Origin of the sequence: Burkholderia diffusa (assembly GCF_001718315.1) — a bacterium.
Taxonomy (GTDB): Bacteria; Pseudomonadota; Gammaproteobacteria; order Burkholderiales; family Burkholderiaceae; genus Burkholderia; species Burkholderia diffusa_B.
The window spans coordinates 2,977,689-2,993,241 of sequence record NZ_CP013362.1; the positions used below are offsets into that span (position 1 = coordinate 2,977,689).

Below are 15,553 nucleotides of genomic sequence, written 5' to 3' on the forward strand. Positions count from 1 at the left end.
GTCACGCCGGGGCGGCGTCGCGCGCGGGCTGCGCGACACGGCCGGGGCGGCTTGAAAGGATGCGAAAGTTTAACATGACGACGAGCAGCAGCAGGATCGCGGCGCCGCCGTTGTGCGCGACGGCGACCGGCAGCGGCCACTGCAGCACGATGTTGGTCAGGCCCGTCAGGAACTGCAGCAGGACCACCAGCAGCACGCCGTTCGCGGGCCGGCGCAGCGACTCGAAGCGGCGCATTTTCAGCGCGAACGCAGCCAGGTACGCGACGACGACGAATGCGAACGTGCGGTGGGTCCAGTGGATCGCGACCAGCGCGTCCTGCGTGATCGCGTCGCCATCCTTCGTCATGCCGAGCGCGCGCCACAGATGGAAGCCCTGTCCGAAGTTCATCGGCGGAATCCACTGGCCGTTGCAGGTGGGGAAGTCGGTACACGCGAGCACCGCGTAGTTGGTGCTCACCCAGCCGCCGAGCGCGATCTGCACGACCAGCAGCGCGAGCGCCGCGAGCGCGGCCGCGCGGTAGCGGCCGGCCTCCGGGTCATGCGACGGCAGCGGGGTCTGCCGCGCCGCGAGCCAGCCGAGCGTGCCGAGCAGCGTGAGACCGAGCAGCAGATGGGTCGTGACGATCACCGGTTGCAGCTTCATCGTGACCGTCCACGCGCCGAACACACCCTGCACGACGATCAGCAGCAAGAGGCTCGTCGGCCACCACGGCGACACGTGGAGTGGGCGGCGGCGCAGCCGTGCGGACCATGCAATCACGACCTGCGCGATGATCAGCACGCCGATCGCCATCGCGAAATAGCGGTGAATCATCTCGATCCAGGCCTTCGTCATGCTGACGGGGCCGGTCGGCATCGCCTGGTGCGCGGCCGTGATCGCGGCATGCGCGATGAACGGCGACGACGTGCCGTAGCAGCCGGGCCAGTCAGGGCAGCCGAGGCCCGAATCGGTCAACCGAGTGAAGCCGCCGAACATCACGAGGTCGAGGGTCAGGAACGTGGTGATCCACACCAGCTTGCGGAACTTGTCGTCGTCGGCCTTCACCCACACGTACGACAGCGGCAGCAGCGCGATGCAGAGGCCGATCAGGCCGAGTTGCAGTAGATACGACATCGAATGGTTGCCTCGTCGTCTCGCCTTAGCCGATGCTCGACCACTTCAGCAGTTTCGTGACGTCCGTCTTGATCTTGCTGGGGTTCGGATTCTTCGGGAAACGCATCATCAGGTTGCCGTTCGGATCGACCATGTAGATGTGGTCGCGGTCCTTCGTGCCGGCGTCGGCCGGCAGCCACGCGGCAACCGCCGCCGGATCGGCGACGAGCCGACGCGTGTCCGGGTAGGCCTCCAGCACCTTGGGCGGTACCGCGCCCGCATCGCTGCGCAGCCATACCATCGTGATCCGGTGCCGCTCACCCGCCTGCGTGACGCGGATCTGGCGCATGAAGTAGAGCTTTTGCGCGCAGGCGTCGTCGCACGCGCTGCGGTCGGTCATCACGAACAGCCACACGCCGCGCAGCGACGACAGCGGCACCGTCTTGCCGGTTTCGTCGGTCACCTGCAGGTCGGCCGGGATCGGCCGCTGCGGCTCGATCAGCGTGCCGTAGTTGGTCGAACCGCCCTTCGGCTTGATCACGTAATAAGTGAAGTAAGACGCGATGATGGGTGCTGCGCACACGAGACCCAGCAGCACGAGCATCCAGCGGCCGCGTTTGCGGACCGCGGGCGAGATCGGCGTTGCGGCCGGACCCTGACGGGAAGATTGCATGGACAAATCAGACCTCTCGAAACGAACCCGCGGCGCCTGCGCCGCGTCCTGCCATGGTGCTCACGCGCCGGCCGATTTCTTCGCCGCACGCCGCGCGGCGTACAGGCCGAAACCGAGCGCCGCCGCCGCCATGGCCCACCACTGAAACATGTAACCGTAATTGCGCTCGACGCCGGTCGTCGCCGCCGGCCAGTCGCGCACGAGCTTGTCGCCGTCGTCGCTCGTCTGCTGGATCACGAACGGCTGCAGCGGCAGCCCCGTTTCCTTCGCATACGCGGCGACGTCCAGGTTCTGCCGGATCTTCTGGTGCGCGGCCGAGCCGCCTTCGCCAAGCTCGAATGCGCGTGACGCATCGGCGCGCGCGATGCCTTCGATCTCGATGTCGCCGTCCGGCGTCGAAAAGGGCTCGATCGCCGTGCGATCGGCGATGTTTCGCGGCAGCCAGCCGCGGTTCACCAGCACGACGCCGCCGTCCGTGAGTTTAAACGGCATCACGACGTAAAAACCCGGCTGGTCGTTATACGGCCGATTGTCGAGGAACACCGCTTGCTCCGGCAGGAAGCGCCCTCTGGCCCGCACGCGGTGGAACTCGATCGACGCGAGCGGAATCGGCTGCGCACCGACGTCGACGGGCACCGCATGCTCGTAGCGCACGATGCTCGCCTGCAGCGCTTCCTTCTGGTGCGCACGGTCGCGCTGCCAGAACCCGAGGCGAATCGTAACCGCGACGACGGCGAGTATCAGCAGCGCAGGCAGCCAGCGGATCTTCATCGGGCCACCCGCCGGGCGCATTCGCGAAAACGAAGTGCGATAATTATCCTCTTCCTTTCGAATTGCCGTCGTCCGGTTCGTGTCATGCACATCCTCGTTCCCATCGCCTTCGTCCTCATCGTCGCCAGCATGGGCTCGGCGCTCTACTTCATGATGCAAGACCGCGGCCATACGAAACGCATGGTGTGGTCGCTCGCCACCCGCGTCGGGCTGTCGATCTCGCTGTTCCTGTTCATCCTGTTCGCGAACTGGATGGGCTGGATTCATTCGACCGGCCTGCCGATCGGGCGTTGATGCATTCGTGCCGGCGGTCGCGGCACCCGCTGTAACCATCGCGACCGCTGTGACATTTCGCCGCACAACGGCGCCACCAAGCAAAAGCGCCGCCTGACTGAGTCGCGGCGGCGCCGGGCTGGCGTTGGGCGCAGGCAGCCAGCCGCTGCCCCGTCCCCGCCAAAGAAAACGGCCCGCGCATCGCTGCGCGGGCCGTTCCTGCATTTACAGCCAGTAGACGACGACGTACAGGCCGAGCCAGACGACGTCGACGAAGTGCCAGTACCACGCGGCGCCTTCGAATGCGAAGTGGTGATCCGGCTTGAAGTGGCCGCGGATCATCCGCACCAGCACCACCGCGAGCATCGTGCCGCCGAGGAACACGTGGAAGCCGTGGAAGCCCGTCAGCAGGAAGAACGTCGAGCCGTACACGCCCGAGTTCAGCGTCAGGTTCAGTTCGTTGTACGCGTGGTAGTACTCGAAGCCCTGCATGAACAGGAAGCAGACACCGAGCACGAGCGTCGCGGCCAGCCAGGCGATCGCCTTGTTGCGGTGATCGTCGCGCAGCGCGTGGTGCGACACCGTCAGCGTCGCACCCGACGCCAGCAGGAATGCGGTGTTCAGCGTCGGGACCGGCCACGGGCCCATCGTCTTGAAGTGACCGGCGAGCGCGGCGGGGCCTTCGTTCGGCCACACGGCGGAGAAGTCCGGCCAGATCAGCTTGTAGTCGAGGCTGCCGAGCTGGTGCAGCGCGATTTCACGCGCATAGAACAGCGCGCCGAAGAATGCGCCGAAGAACATGACTTCGGAGAAGATGAACCAGCTCATGCTCCAGCGGTACGACTTGTCGACGTTCTTGCCGTAATGACCGCCTTCCGACTCGGTAATCGCGTCGCCGAACCAGTGATACAGCGTGAAGAGCAACCACAGCAGGCCAAGCAGCGCCGTATACGGAGCCCAGTCGTGACCGTTGATCCACAGCGCCACCGACGCGAGCATGACCAGCAGGCCGATGGCCGCGCTGATCGGATGCTGCGACGGATGCGGCACGAAATAGTACGGGGTCTGGTTTTGACCGCTCATGCTTGATTCTCCACTTCAGTCCAATTTGTGTACCGGAAACCGCTCCGGCTTTATTTCTTGCACGGCGCGTGCCGCCGCCGCTCTTTCCCGCACGCGGCGCCCGGGCGCCACGCACTGCATTCTTTCGTGGCCGCGGGCCTCAACCCACCACCGCGCGCACGATCAGGATCAGCACGCCGATGAACATACCGGCCGCGATCAACGCGACGATCAGCACGTGCAGCGGATTGAGCTGCGTCGCATCGGCCTCCAGGTCGCGCCGCTTGCGCACCCCGAAGAACGACCACAACACTGCTCGCAACGCCTGGCCGAACGTCCCGCTCCGCTTGGTCTCTGTCACCGCCCCGTCTCCGTCATGCGTCCGGCTTCGCCGCGCCCTGCGCCGCCGTCTTGCGCGGCGCCGGCGCCGGCGCAGCCGGCGTGTTCAGCTCGAAAAACGTGTACGACAGCGTGATCGTCTTCACGTCCTTCGGCAGCTTCGGATCGATCACGAACACCACCGGCATCTTGCGCGACTCGTTCGCCGCCAGCGTCTGTTGCGTGAAGCAAAAACACTCGATCTTCTTGAAAAATTCCGTCGCCTGCTTCGGCGCGTAGCTCGGAATCGCCTGCGCCACCATCGGCCGGCCCTGCCCGTTGGTCACGTCGTACACGATCGTCGTCAGCTCGCCCGGATGCACGTCGAGGCTGTTGTGCTCCGGCTTGAACCCGAGCGGGCCGCGCGCATTCGCATCGAACTCGACCGACACCGTGCGGCTGTAGTCGACCTGCGAGTTCTTCGCCTCGCGTTCGCTGACATCGCGCTGCACCAGGTTGTTGATGCCGGTGATCTGGCAAATCGCGCGATACATCGGAATCAGCGCGAAGCCGAAGCCGAACATCAGTGCGGCCACGACGAAGAGCTTCATCAGCATCGAACGATTGAACGCGCGATCGACGGCGCCCTCTTCCGGCTTCGACATACGACTACTTCCTCGCTACTGCGTCAGTTACTGCATCAGTGAGTGGACAGCCACCACTGCTTGATCACGACACCCACAAAGAAAACGGCGGCGATGACGAGCAGGATGAGGCCGAGCCGCTTGTTGCCCGCGCGAATCTGCTCGGGCGTTCGTCTTTCTTGTGGATTCCGGTTCATCTGGTACTTCGCTGAAACTTCGGTTCGGCGCCCGCCGCGCCTGCCTGCGAGGCAGGCAGCGGCGGAACGCTGGGTGAAACTTATTCGACGTGCGGCGGTTGCTCGAACGTGTGGAAGGGAGCCGGGCTCGGCACCGTCCACTCGAGGCCCGTCGCGCCATCCCACGGCTTGTCCGACGCCTTTTCCAGCTCGCCGCCGCCACGGTAGGCCGGCAGCGCGACCGCGAACAGGAAGTACACCTGCGCGAGGCCGAAGCCGAATGCGCCGATCGTCGCCACCTGGTTGAAGTCCGTGAACTGCGCCGGGTAGTCCGCATAGCGGCGCGGCATGCCCGCGAGACCGACGAAGTGCATCGGGAAGAACGTCAGGTTGAAGAAGATCATCGACGCCCAGAAGTGGATCTTGCCGCGCGTCTCGTTGTACATCCAGCCCGTCCACTTCGGCGCCCAGTAGTACCAGCCCGCGAACAGCGCGAACAGCGAACCGGCCACCAGCACGTAGTGGAAGTGCGCCACCACGAAATAGGTGCCGTGATACTGGATGTCGAGCGGCGCCATCGCCAGCATCAGGCCCGTCAGGCCGCCGAACGTGAACACGAACAGGAAGCCGATCGCGAACAGCATCGGGGTCTCGAACGTCATCGAGCCGCGCCACATCGTTGCGAGCCAGTTGAACACCTTCACGCCCGTCGGCACCGCGATCAGCATCGTCGCGTACATGAAGAACAGCTGACCGGTAACCGGCATGCCCGTTGCGAACATGTGGTGCGCCCAGACCATGAACGACAGGATCGCGATCGATGCCGTCGCATACACCATCGAGCTATAGCCGAACAGCGTCTTGCGTGCGAACGCCGGGATCACCTGCGACACGATCCCGAACGCCGGCAGAATCATGATGTACACCTCGGGGTGGCCGAAGAACCAGAAGATGTGCTGGTACATCACCGGATCGCCGCCGCCTGCCGCGTTGAAGAACGACGTGCCGAAGTGGCGGTCGAACAGCACCATCGTGATCGCGCCCGCCAGAACCGGCATCACGGCGATCAGCAGGTACGCGGTGATCAGCCAGGTCCATGCGAACATCGGCATCTTCATCAGCGTCATGCCCGGTGCGCGCATGTTCAGGATCGTCACGACGATGTTGATCCCGCCCATGATCGACGAAGCGCCCATGATGTGGACCGCGAAGATCGCGAAGTCCATGCCCGGGCCCATCTGCGTCGACAACGGTGCGTACAGCGTCCAGCCGGCGGCCGTCGCGCCGCCCGGCGCGAAGAACGAACCGACCAGCAGCACGGCCGCGACCGGCAGCAGCCAGAAGCTGAAGTTGTTCATCCGCGCGAACGCCATGTCGGACGCGCCGATCTGCAGCGGAATCATCCAGTTCGCGAAGCCGACGAACGCCGGCATGATCGCGCCGAACACCATGATCAGGCCATGCATCGTCGTGAGTTCGTTGAAGAACTCCGGACGCATGATCTGCAGGCCCGGCTCGAACAGCTCGGCACGGATGCCGAGTGCCATCACGCCGCCCGACAGGAACATGATGAACGAGAACAGCAGGTACAGCGTACCGATGTCCTTGTGGTTGGTGGCGAACAACCAGCGCCGCCAGCCGTGCGGGGCTTCGTGCGCGTGGTCGTCGTGCGCGTGGTCCGCGGCTACGTCGTGCCCGATGCTAGACATGAAAATCTCCTAATGCGAATACGTCGACTAACTCAGCGACACGTCAAGCCGCCGGCCCGATCTCGACCCGCCGGGCTTCCTTGGCGTCAGCCCCGCCCGTGATCGTTTCCGGCTTTTTGAGAATGATGTGGTCTTCCGCCACGCCTGCTGCCTTCAGCGCGTCGCGCACGGCCTGTGCGCGATGCTTGGCGAGTTCGGCGTTCGCGTCGGCCGAGCCCGTCTTGTCGGTGAAACCCGACAGCGCGAGCTTCGCGTCCGGATGCGCCTTCGCATAGTCGGCCGCTGCGGCGATCGCCGCCTTCGCGTCGACCGGCAGCACGCTCTTGCCCGTCTCGAAGTAGATCGTCGACAGTGCAGCCGATGCCGACGCTGCCGCCGGCTCCGCACCCGACGCGGCTTGCGCCGGTGCCGAGGCCGCCTCGGCCGGGGCCGCCGCGCCTGCCGCGTCTTCCGGCATCTTGCCGTTGCGCGCATCAGCCACTTGCTTCGGCTGCAGCAGGTCGTTCTTGTGGTTGCCCCACGAATTGCGCTCGTACGTGATGACCGATGCGATATCGAGGTCCGACAGCGATGCCCACGACGGCATTGCACCCTTGCCGTGCAGCACGCGCTCGACGTGACCGGCGATCGGGCCGTTCACGATCTGGCTGCCGTCCATCGCCGGGAAGGCGCCGAGGCCCTTGCCGTTCACCTGGTGGCAGGCCGCGCAGTTCGCCTTGTAGACTTCCTCGCCGTGCGCGACGAGTTCGGCCATCGTGTAAACCTTGTTCGGATCGACCGACGCGCTCGCCAGCTTGGCCTTCTGCGCGCTCACCCATTTCGCGTAGTCGTCGTCCGACAGCACTTCGACCACGACCGGCATGAACGCGTGTTCCTTGCCGCACAGTTCGGTACAGAAGCCGCGGAACGTGCCGACCTTGTCGGCCTTGAACCACGTATCGCGCACGAAGCCGGGGATCGCATCCTGCTTCACGCCGAACGCGGGCACGTACCACGAGTGAACGACGTCGTTCGCGGTCGTGATGATGCGGATCTTCTTGTTGACCGGCACGACGAGCGGGTTGTCGACTTCCTGCAGGTACGTCTCGGTGATCGGCTTCTTGCCCATCACTTCGTCACGCGGGGTGCTGAGCGTCGACAGGAAGCTGATGCCCTCGCCCGGGCCCTTCACGTAGTCGTAGCCCCACTTCCACTGGTAGCCGGTGACCTTGATCGTGAGATCGGCGTTGGTCGTGTCCTTCATCGCGACGACGGCCTTCGTGGCCGGCAGTGCCATCAGCACGACGATGATGAACGGCACGATCGTCCAGATGATTTCGACGGTCGTGCTTTCATGGAAATTGGCGGCCTTGTGGCCTTTGGATTTGCGGTGCGCGAAGATCGAATAGAACATCACGCCGAACACGCCGACGAAGATCAACGTACACAGGATCAGCATCATCGTGTGGAGATCGTAGAGCTCCTCGGCGATCTTCGTGACCGGCGGCTGAAAGTTGATCTCGTTGACGCGGGGGCCGCCCGGGCTATCACCGACCGCCAGAGCAGCGCCGGCAAAGAGCAATCCGCTGCATGCCAGCACGCCCGTGAGGGCTCGCTTGATTGTTTTCATAGCATCCTTACCCAAAATTTCCATTCAAACCCTCCCCCGTCGCGAGCCGCCGGCCCGTTCCGGCCGATGCCCGCGCTTCGTCAGCCGCAGCGCCTGAGCGACACGCGCAGTTCGTCGGCGAACTGCGCACGCTTGTGCTGCGCGAGATGCTGCCCGATTACGACGGTCTGCCCGCGCGATACCAGTCGAATCGGATCGCGTGGCGTCGCACCCGGCTCGACCCGCACCCAGCGCGGGTTGAATTCGATCTGCGTGAACCGCTCCGCATCCATCCGCTCGATCACGAGCCGGTGCGGAAACAGCCTGATGCGCTCGTAATCGATCGCATGACGGGCATAGACCGCAAACGCGACGCCTACCGCCAGCAATTCGATTCCGGTGAAGGGCATGACGAGCCAGGCCCCCCGCCACATCAGCAATGCCGCGATCACCAGCGAGAAGCCTGCGAGCGACGCGTAAAACAGCACGAACTGGCGCGGCGACACCGAACAGTTGCGTTTCATGAGCCAGTCTTCGAGGACCGGCTCACCGCTCGTCGTCTCCGCCAAAACCCTCGCTGCTTCCATCGCCGCCTCACGCGAATGGCATGCGATGCATGCCTGCATCGGACTCGCCGCCCCGTATTGCGGGGACCCCGGGACGACAAGCTGACGCATTATAGGCGGGTTCAATGGCATCCACAAGCAAGCGGCTATCGGCCCGCGAGCCAAGCGCCACAAGCTTCCCGGCCGTTTTCCACATCAATTCGGCCCCGCTTTGCACGGCTAATTTCAGACATAACAAAACCCCTCTTTACCGCTTTACCGATTCTTCGGACGCCCCTTTCCGATATCTTCGATGCGCACGATCCCGTGCCCTTCGGCGGTCGTGCGCGGCACGGCCTTCCACGCGTGGCCGTAGATCACTTCGAACGTCAGCGGAATCGTGCCGTCCGCGCGCCGGCGCGCTTCCAGCGCGTCGCCGAGCGCCGCGCGAAAGCGCCGCGCCGCACGCTGAGGCACCGCGCGGTCGAACGGATAGGCGCCCCAGCGGCGCACGTCGGCCAGCAGAGACTCGGGGGTCTTGTACGTGACGGTCAGCACTTCCTGGTCCATCACCGGAATCTCGAAGCCGCTCTCGACGAGCATGTCGCCAAGATCGTGCATGTCGACGAAATCGACGACGCGCGCGGCGGGCGGTGCGATGCCGAGCGCCGCTTCGGCGTCCGCGCAGGCCGCGCGCAACTCGCGCAGCGTGTCGGGGCCGAGGGTGCTGAACATCAGCAGGCCGTTTACGCGCAGCACCCGCTGCCATTCGGGGAACACCGTATCGGGACGCGAATGCCAGAGCAGCGCGAGATTCGACCAGATCAGGTCGAACGCGCCGGCCGCGAACGGCAGCATCGAGAAGTCGGCCTGCGCGACGCGCGGGCCGCGCTGGCCCAGTGCCCGGCCGAGCGACGCGGGCAGCCAGCGGCGCCAGCTCGTCTGCTCGACCTCGCGCTGGCCTGCCCGCGCGAGCATCGCGCCGGACAGATCGACACCGAAGACCGGGGCCTCGGGAAAGCGCGCGCGCAGCGCCGGCAGATCGTCGCCCGGACCGCAGCCCGCGTCGAGCACGGCCGCGGGGCTCACCTTGATGTATTCGAGGCGCTCGTTCATCCGCTGCGCGATCTCGCGCGGCAGGAACGCGACCGCGTCGAACGCGGCGGCGCGGCGATCGAAGATCCGCCGCAAACGCCGGGCGTCATTGGCCGGACGGCCGGTTGAAGTCGAAGCTGGGGACATGTCGGGCACACTGGCGAAGAGCCCGAAGTATACTCGCTCGCCTCGCTGCCTTCAGCGAGACGGGGCCGCCAGGAGTGTTCGCGATGGATCGCCGTTTCGCCCCGCGCACGATGCGCGTCGTTTTGTCGCAGGTTCGTGCGCTAGCCGTGCGTGTCGTCGCGCTCGCGTTGCCGAATCGGTGCGCACTGTGCGGCAATTTGTCACATACGGTGATCTGCGGCATCTGCGACGCCGCCTACTGGAACGAAGCGCGGCTGCGCTGCGACGTCTGCGCGATGCCGCTGGGCGTCAGACAGCCGCCGCCGTGCGGAGCCCGCGGCCGGCACGGCGGCGTGGATTCCGCGTCCGCATACCGGTGCGACGCATGTCGCGCGACGCCGCCGCCGTTCGACGCGACGCTCGCGCTCGCCGATTACCGCGCCCCGCTCGACGAGCTCGCGCGCGGCCTGAAGTTTCATGCGCGGCTCGCGCTGGGTGCGGAATTCGCGGCCCGGCTCGCGCAGCGGGTCGACGACACGGACGCGATGCGCGCCACCGGCGGCTTCGACGTGATCGCGCCGGTGCCGCTGTCGCGCGGACGGCTCGTCGCGCGCGGCTACAACCAGGCATGGGCGATCGCGCGGCCGCTCGCACGCCGGCTCGGCGTGCGAGCCGACGCGGCGCTGCTTGCACGCGTGACCGAAACCGCGCCGCAGTCGCGGCTTGACCGGCGTGCGCGGCGCGACAACGTGCAGGCAGCGTTCTCGGTGGCGGGCGACCTCACCGGCCGGCACGTGGCGCTCGTCGACGACGTGATGACGTCCGGTGCGACGCTCGCGGCCGCCGCGATTGCATTGAAGGCGGCGGGTGCCGCGCGCGTGACGAATCTGGTTGCGCTGCGCACCGCCAGGGATTAATTAATTAGAGAGGCCAGCCGCCCGCACGCGGCGGCGGCCGTCACGAACCGGCCGGCCGGGACGGAATGCACGCAGCTCCGCCCCGGCCGGCCCAGCCAGACCCAACCATGTTCAACGTCGTCCTCGTCGCCCCCGAAATTCCGCCGAACACCGGCAACGTGATCCGCCTGTGCGCCAATACCGGCGCGCGCCTGCATCTGATCGAGCCGCTCGGCTTTCCGCTCGACGACGCGAAGATGCGCCGCGCGGGCCTCGACTATCACGAGTATGCGGAAATGCGCGTGCACGTCGACTGGGACGCGTTCGTCGCCGCCGAAGCACCCGATCCCGCGCGAATGTTCGCGTTCACGACGCGCGGCTCGGGCCGCTTCCACGACCATGCGTTCGTTCCTGGCGACTGGTTCGTGTTCGGCTCCGAGACGCGCGGCCTGCCGGCGGAATTGCTCGAGCGCTTCCCGAACGAACAGCGCGTGCGCCTGCCGATGCGGCCGGGCAACCGCAGCCTGAACCTGTCGAACACCGTGGCCGTGGTCGTGTTCGAGGCGTGGCGCCAGGCCGGTTTCGACGGCGGCGCCTGACGCGCTCGCCCGGCCCGCACCGTGCGGCCGGGCAGCGCTAGTTGCGCGCGAGCCGCGCGCGATACAGGTCGTAGATGTCGGATGAAAAGCACGCGAATACCACGCGTGCGAGGTTCGGCGCCTGCGGCAGCATTTCGGCAACCGTGCCGACGGCGATGTCGACGGCCTCCTCGGCCGGATAGCGATACACGCCGCAGCTGATCGCAGGAAATGCGATCGAGGTTGCCGCAACCTCCTCGGCCAGCTCGATCGCGCGCCGGTAGCATGCCGCGAGCAGCTCGGGCTCGCCGCGCCCGCCGCCGTGCCACACCGGGCCGACCGCATGAATCACGTACCTCGCCGGCAGCCGGTGGCCGCGCGTGAGCTTCGCGTCGCCGGTATCGCAGCCGCCGAGCGTGCGGCACTCGGCCAAGAGGCCCGGGCCGGCCGCGCGATGGATCGCGCCGTCGACCCCGCCCCCGCCGAGCAGCGAACCGTTCGCGGCGTTGACGATCGCGTCGACGTCGAGCGTCGTGATGTCGACGAGTTGCGCATCGAACGTGGTGGAACCGATCTGCAGCATGACACCCTCCCGAAATGCCGGAGACTGTTCAAGCGTAGTGCGCTTTGCCGCCGCACGCGTTGCGCGAGCGCGCCCGGCCGCAAAAATCGATGTGATTCGTCAGTGTTATTCGGCGCGCGCGTCGCGCCGCAGCAGGCCGCTGACCGCATCGCGCGGTGCAACGCCGTCGAACAACACACCGCATACGGCTTCGGTGATCGGCATTTCGATCGCCTGCGCGCGCGCGAGCGCGAGCACGGCCTGCGCGCAGCGCACGCCTTCGGCCACATGGCCGAGCGCGCCGAGGATGTCGTTCAGCGAGCGGCCGGCTGCCAGTTGCAGGCCGACCGTGCGATTGCGCGACAGATCGCCCGTCGCGGTGAGGATCAGGTCGCCGAGGCCCGTGAGGCCCGTGAAGGTTTCCGCACGGCCGCCGAGCGCGACGCCGAGGCGCGACATTTCGGCGAGGCCGCGCGTGACCAGCGCGGCGCGCGCGTTCAGCCCGAGCCCGAGGCCGTCGGAGATGCCGGTCGCGATCGCCAGCACGTTCTTCACCGCGCCGCCGACCTCGACGCCGACCACATCGTCACCCGTATAGATCCGCATCGCGCCGTGATGGAACGCGGCGAGCGTGCGCTCGCGGCATTCGGCGGAGGTGCTTGCGACCGTCAGCGCGACGGGTAGCGCGAGCCCGACCTCGCGGGCGAAGCTCGGCCCCGACAGCACGCCGTTGCTGTGCTGCTCCGGCAACTCGGCCGCGATCACCTGGTGCGGCAGCAGGTGCGTGTCGGCCTCGAAGCCCTTGCAGACCCATACGATGTGCGCAGGCACGCAGCCTGCGTCGCGCATCGCGCCGAACAGCGTGCGCAGCCCGGCCACGGGCGCGGCGATCACGCACAGCGCATCGTCCGCGGCGCCGTGCGCGAGCGCGACGCCGAGATCGGCGTCGTAGCGCAGCGCATCGGGCAGCGCGATGCCGTCCAGATAGCGGGAATTTTCGTGCCGGGCCTGCAGCCCGGCGATCAGCGCGGCGTCGCGCGCCCAGAGAAGCGTATCGTGCCGCGCGGCCAGATGGCCCGCGAGCGCGGTGCCCCAGGCACCGGCGCCGAGAACGGCTACTTTCATACCCAGCACCGGTCCGGAGTAAAACGTCAGTTCAGCGTCGAGCCGTTCGGCGCGCCTGCCGCACCGGCCTGCTGCTGCTGAAGCTGCGCGAGACGCTGCTCGTACAGCGCCTGGAAGTTGATTTCCGCGAGGTGGATCGGCGGGAAGCCCGCACGCGTGATCGCATCGGCGATGTTCGAGCGCAGGTACGGGAACAGGATCGTCGGGCACGCGATGCCGACGAGCGGGTCGAGTTGTTCGTCGGGAATGTTGCGAATGTCGAAAATGCCTGCCTGCTTCGCTTCGATCAGGAACGCGACCTTGTCCTTCACCTTCGCGGTGACGGTACCCGACACGACGACCTCGAACACGCTTTCCGCGAGGCGTTCGGCCTTGACGTCGACTTCGACTTCAACCGACGGCATGTCCTGCTCGAGGAAGATCGCCGGCGAATTCGGCTGCTCGAGCGACATATCCTTCAGGTAGACGCGCTGGATGTTGAAGAACGGTTGGTTTTCGACGTCGGACATGGTGTTTCCCTAAAAGTGGTGACGGGGCGGCCCGGCCTTACGCCGGCCGCCTCGGTTGAATCCTGCGCGCTGGAGCCGCGGCGCGACCGGCGGCCATTCTGCCCTAATCAAGCCGCTTGCAGAAGCGGCAAGAGCCCGCCTTCGCGGTCGAGCTTCGACAGGTCGTCGTAACCGCCGACGTGCGTGTCGCCGATGTAGATCTGCGGCACCGTGCGACGGCCCGTGCGGGTCATCATTTCCTCACGGCGGGCCGGATCGCGGTCGATCAGCACCTTTTCGATCTGCTCGACGCCGCGCAGCTTCAGCAGGCGCTCGGCCTGAATGCAATACGGACACACTTGCGTGCTGTACATCAAAACCTTGCTCACTTCGCCACTCCTTGTTTGACGACCGGCATCCCGGCCTGCTGCCAGGCAGCGACGCCGCCCTCGAGCACGTGCACTTCGGCATAGCCCGCCGCCTCGACCTCGCGCGCAGCCTTCTGCGACTGCTGGCCGTTCTGGCAAACGAGCAGCACGGGGGTGCTCTTGTTCTTCGCGACCTGCGCAATTTTCGCACCGATCTCGCCGGCGGCGATCTGGCGCGCCGACGGCAGGTGGCCGGCGGCAAAGTCGGACGCGGCACGCAGGTCGATCACGACCGCGTTGCGGCGATTGATGAGCTGCGTGGCCTCCGCGGCCGACAGGCCGCCGCGGCCGCGGCGCAGGGCCGGCCATGCGAGCAGGCCGCCGGAAACCACCAGGATCGCGATAAGGGCCAGGTTCGTGTAATTGGTAAAGAACGTCACGGAATGCCGCCGGAAAAAGAGAAATCGGAAAAGGACAATCGCGCCATTATAAAATAACCGTCTTGCGCGATGGCGGACCCGGAACGGGTACCACGCGACGCGCCCCGCTTCCCTATCACTACCGACCGCAAGATCCATGTACAAACTCGTTCTCATCCGCCACGGCGAATCGACGTGGAACAAGGAAAACCGCTTCACCGGCTGGGTCGACGTCGATCTGACCGAACAGGGTCGCAACGAGGCCTACCAGGCCGGCGAATTGCTCAAGGAGGCCGGCTACACGTTCGACATCGCGTACACGTCGGTGCTCAAGCGCGCGATCCGCACGCTGTGGCACGTGCAGGACAAGATGGACCTGATGTATCTGCCGGTCGTCCATTCGTGGCGCCTGAACGAGCGCCACTACGGCGCGCTGTCGGGCCTGAACAAGGCGGAAACGGCCGCCAAGTTCGGCGACGACCAGGTGCTCGTGTGGCGCCGCAGCTACGACACGCCGCCGCCGGCGCTCGAGCCGACCGACGAACGCGCGCCGTTCGGCGACCCGCGCTACGCAAAGGTGCCGCGCGAGCAGCTGCCGCTCACCGAGTGCCTGAAGGACACGGTCGCGCGCGTGCTGCCGCTGTGGAACGAATCGATCGCGCCGGCCGTCCGTGCGGGCAAGCAGGTGCTGATCGCCGCGCACGGCAACTCGCTGCGCGCGCTGATCAAGTACCTCGACGGCATCTCGGACAGCGACATCGTCGGCCTGAACATCCCGAACGGCGTGCCGCTCGTGTATGAACTCGACGAGAACCTGAAGCCGATCCAGCACTACTACCTGGGCGATCAGGACGCGATCGCGAAGGCGCAGGCCGCCGTCGCGAAGCAGGGCAAGGCGGGCTGACACCCGCGATGCCGGGCATGCCGCCGCGCGCGGCCTGTCCGGCCTACCCCGGCGCGCGGCGCGAACCTTCGCGGCCCCGACGCTGTCGAATCCGCTTTCGAATCCGCTGCGCGTGCCGCGGCACCCCGCCGGGAACCAGG

General features: G+C 66.4%; 20 protein-coding genes. 4 read left to right on the top strand and 16 right to left on the bottom strand.

What is annotated here, in order from left to right; translation table 11 throughout:
• Window position 1 precedes the first annotated feature (1 nt).
• Genes WI26_RS13710 through WI26_RS13720 form a run of 3 tightly spaced genes read right to left on the bottom strand, consistent with a single transcriptional unit; the run spans window position 2 to window position 2,537 of the window.
• The gene (locus tag WI26_RS13710; protein WP_060188766.1) at window positions 2-1,114 is read right to left on the bottom strand and encodes a COX15/CtaA family protein; all 1,113 of its coding nucleotides are present in this window, start codon (window positions 1,112-1,114) and stop codon (window positions 2-4) included.
• Window positions 1,115-1,139: 25 nt separating this feature from the next.
• On the bottom strand, window positions 1,140-1,766 hold the full coding sequence (locus WI26_RS13715; RefSeq protein WP_069226191.1) for an SCO family protein: 627 nt from the start codon (window positions 1,764-1,766) through the stop codon (window positions 1,140-1,142).
• A gap of 60 nt (window positions 1,767-1,826) precedes the next feature.
• A complete protein-coding gene (locus WI26_RS13720) occupies window positions 1,827-2,537 on the bottom strand; it encodes an SURF1 family protein (protein ID WP_059464451.1) in 711 nt (236 codons plus the stop codon).
• An 84-nt stretch (window positions 2,538-2,621) separates the two neighbouring features.
• Here WI26_RS13720 and WI26_RS13725 point away from each other — a divergent pair, with 84 nt between their 5' ends.
• Window positions 2,622-2,831, top strand: a complete 210-nt coding sequence (locus tag WI26_RS13725; protein WP_044848213.1) for a twin transmembrane helix small protein — start codon at window positions 2,622-2,624, stop codon at window positions 2,829-2,831.
• Between the two features lie 204 nt (window positions 2,832-3,035).
• On the opposite strand, the gene WI26_RS13730 is transcribed toward WI26_RS13725, so the two are convergent.
• The 8 genes from WI26_RS13730 to WI26_RS13760 all read right to left on the bottom strand — a co-directional run bounded on the left by WI26_RS13730 (window position 3,036) and on the right by WI26_RS13760 (window position 10,094).
• Complete coding sequence (locus WI26_RS13730; RefSeq protein ID WP_069226192.1) at window positions 3,036-3,893, bottom strand: cytochrome c oxidase subunit 3; 858 nt, start codon at window positions 3,891-3,893, stop codon at window positions 3,036-3,038.
• A 139-nt stretch (window positions 3,894-4,032) separates the two neighbouring features.
• Window positions 4,033-4,233, bottom strand: a complete 201-nt coding sequence (locus tag WI26_RS13735) for a DUF2970 domain-containing protein (protein WP_059451499.1) — start codon at window positions 4,231-4,233, stop codon at window positions 4,033-4,035.
• Window positions 4,234-4,246: 13 nt separating this feature from the next.
• Window positions 4,247-4,855 carry a cytochrome c oxidase assembly protein gene (locus WI26_RS13740; RefSeq protein ID WP_059595618.1) on the bottom strand — a complete coding sequence of 203 codons (609 nt, stop codon included), beginning with the start codon at window positions 4,853-4,855 and terminating at the stop codon, window positions 4,247-4,249.
• A 35-nt stretch (window positions 4,856-4,890) separates the two neighbouring features.
• Entirely contained in the window at window positions 4,891-5,031 is a 141-nt protein-coding gene (locus WI26_RS32705; protein ID WP_006760728.1) for a cytochrome oxidase small assembly protein, read from the bottom strand.
• Between the two features lie 80 nt (window positions 5,032-5,111).
• Window positions 5,112-6,719 carry a cytochrome c oxidase subunit I gene (gene ctaD, locus WI26_RS13745; protein ID WP_059451501.1) on the bottom strand — a complete coding sequence of 536 codons (1,608 nt, stop codon included), beginning with the start codon at window positions 6,717-6,719 and terminating at the stop codon, window positions 5,112-5,114.
• 43 nt (window positions 6,720-6,762) lie between these two features.
• On the bottom strand, window positions 6,763-8,352 hold the full coding sequence (gene coxB, locus WI26_RS13750; protein WP_069226193.1) for a cytochrome c oxidase subunit II: 1,590 nt from the start codon (window positions 8,350-8,352) through the stop codon (window positions 6,763-6,765).
• 56 nt (window positions 8,353-8,408) lie between these two features.
• Window positions 8,409-8,933, bottom strand: coding sequence for a DUF2244 domain-containing protein (locus WI26_RS13755; protein WP_059464446.1), 525 nt, complete (start codon window positions 8,931-8,933; stop codon window positions 8,409-8,411).
• Between the two features lie 195 nt (window positions 8,934-9,128).
• The gene (locus WI26_RS13760; protein WP_069226194.1) at window positions 9,129-10,094 is read right to left on the bottom strand and encodes a methyltransferase domain-containing protein; all 966 of its coding nucleotides are present in this window, start codon (window positions 10,092-10,094) and stop codon (window positions 9,129-9,131) included.
• A gap of 83 nt (window positions 10,095-10,177) precedes the next feature.
• On the opposite strand from WI26_RS13760, the gene WI26_RS13765 reads away from it, so the two are divergent.
• Together WI26_RS13765 and trmL are read left to right on the top strand one after the other, a co-directional pair.
• On the top strand, window positions 10,178-10,990 hold the full coding sequence (locus WI26_RS13765) for a ComF family protein (RefSeq protein ID WP_069226195.1): 813 nt from the start codon (window positions 10,178-10,180) through the stop codon (window positions 10,988-10,990).
• 107 nt (window positions 10,991-11,097) lie between these two features.
• Window positions 11,098-11,568, top strand: a complete 471-nt coding sequence (gene trmL / locus WI26_RS13770) for a tRNA (uridine(34)/cytosine(34)/5-carboxymethylaminomethyluridine(34)-2'-O)-methyltransferase TrmL (protein ID WP_069226196.1) — start codon at window positions 11,098-11,100, stop codon at window positions 11,566-11,568.
• A gap of 37 nt (window positions 11,569-11,605) precedes the next feature.
• Here the strand turns inward: trmL and WI26_RS13775 are convergent, their stop codons facing one another.
• The 5 genes from WI26_RS13775 to WI26_RS13795 all read right to left on the bottom strand — a co-directional run bounded on the left by WI26_RS13775 (window position 11,606) and on the right by WI26_RS13795 (window position 14,530).
• A complete protein-coding gene (locus tag WI26_RS13775; RefSeq protein ID WP_059511911.1) occupies window positions 11,606-12,130 on the bottom strand; it encodes an O-acetyl-ADP-ribose deacetylase in 525 nt (174 codons plus the stop codon).
• Window positions 12,131-12,235: 105 nt separating this feature from the next.
• The gene (locus WI26_RS13780) at window positions 12,236-13,234 is read right to left on the bottom strand and encodes an NAD(P)H-dependent glycerol-3-phosphate dehydrogenase (protein ID WP_059511910.1); all 999 of its coding nucleotides are present in this window, start codon (window positions 13,232-13,234) and stop codon (window positions 12,236-12,238) included.
• A 26-nt stretch (window positions 13,235-13,260) separates the two neighbouring features.
• A complete protein-coding gene (gene secB / locus WI26_RS13785; RefSeq protein ID WP_017334323.1) occupies window positions 13,261-13,743 on the bottom strand; it encodes a protein-export chaperone SecB in 483 nt (160 codons plus the stop codon).
• Between the two features lie 107 nt (window positions 13,744-13,850).
• On the bottom strand, window positions 13,851-14,111 hold the full coding sequence (gene grxC, locus WI26_RS13790) for a glutaredoxin 3 (RefSeq protein WP_012364773.1): 261 nt from the start codon (window positions 14,109-14,111) through the stop codon (window positions 13,851-13,853).
• Entirely contained in the window at window positions 14,108-14,530 is a 423-nt protein-coding gene (locus WI26_RS13795; protein ID WP_059464439.1) for a rhodanese-like domain-containing protein, read from the bottom strand. The genes grxC and WI26_RS13795 overlap by 4 nt, the downstream gene beginning before the upstream one ends.
• Window positions 14,531-14,666: 136 nt before the next feature.
• Here WI26_RS13795 and gpmA point away from each other — a divergent pair, with 136 nt between their 5' ends.
• Window positions 14,667-15,413: a 2,3-diphosphoglycerate-dependent phosphoglycerate mutase gene (gene gpmA, locus WI26_RS13800; RefSeq protein WP_059453989.1), complete on the top strand. Its 747-nt coding sequence runs from the start codon at window positions 14,667-14,669 to the stop codon at window positions 15,411-15,413.
• Window positions 15,414-15,553 lie beyond the last annotated feature (140 nt).

Coding starts and splice junctions, on each gene's coding strand:
- WI26_RS13760 (WP_069226194.1), bottom strand. CDS start 10,094: ATGTCCCCAGCTTCGACTTCAACCGGCCGTCCGGCCAATGACGCCCGG.
- secB (WP_017334323.1), bottom strand. CDS start 13,743: ATGTCCGACGTCGAAAACCAACCGTTCTTCAACATCCAGCGCGTCTAC.
- WI26_RS32705 (WP_006760728.1), bottom strand. CDS start 5,031: ATGAACCGGAATCCACAAGAAAGACGAACGCCCGAGCAGATTCGCGCG.
- WI26_RS13730 (WP_069226192.1), bottom strand. CDS start 3,893: ATGAGCGGTCAAAACCAGACCCCGTACTATTTCGTGCCGCATCCGTCG.
- WI26_RS13725 (WP_044848213.1), top strand. CDS start 2,622: ATGCACATCCTCGTTCCCATCGCCTTCGTCCTCATCGTCGCCAGCATG.
- coxB (WP_069226193.1), bottom strand. CDS start 8,352: ATGGAAATTTTGGGTAAGGATGCTATGAAAACAATCAAGCGAGCCCTC.
- WI26_RS13775 (WP_059511911.1), bottom strand. CDS start 12,130: ATGCTGCAGATCGGTTCCACCACGTTCGATGCGCAACTCGTCGACATC.
- WI26_RS13720 (WP_059464451.1), bottom strand. CDS start 2,537: ATGAAGATCCGCTGGCTGCCTGCGCTGCTGATACTCGCCGTCGTCGCG.
- WI26_RS13765 (WP_069226195.1), top strand. CDS start 10,178: ATGGATCGCCGTTTCGCCCCGCGCACGATGCGCGTCGTTTTGTCGCAG.
- WI26_RS13755 (WP_059464446.1), bottom strand. CDS start 8,933: ATGCAGGCATGCATCGCATGCCATTCGCGTGAGGCGGCGATGGAAGCA.
- trmL (WP_069226196.1), top strand. CDS start 11,098: ATGTTCAACGTCGTCCTCGTCGCCCCCGAAATTCCGCCGAACACCGGC.
- WI26_RS13710 (WP_060188766.1), bottom strand. CDS start 1,114: ATGTCGTATCTACTGCAACTCGGCCTGATCGGCCTCTGCATCGCGCTG.
- gpmA (WP_059453989.1), top strand. CDS start 14,667: ATGTACAAACTCGTTCTCATCCGCCACGGCGAATCGACGTGGAACAAG.
- ctaD (WP_059451501.1), bottom strand. CDS start 6,719: ATGTCTAGCATCGGGCACGACGTAGCCGCGGACCACGCGCACGACGAC.
- WI26_RS13740 (WP_059595618.1), bottom strand. CDS start 4,855: ATGTCGAAGCCGGAAGAGGGCGCCGTCGATCGCGCGTTCAATCGTTCG.
- WI26_RS13715 (WP_069226191.1), bottom strand. CDS start 1,766: ATGCAATCTTCCCGTCAGGGTCCGGCCGCAACGCCGATCTCGCCCGCG.
- WI26_RS13780 (WP_059511910.1), bottom strand. CDS start 13,234: ATGAAAGTAGCCGTTCTCGGCGCCGGTGCCTGGGGCACCGCGCTCGCG.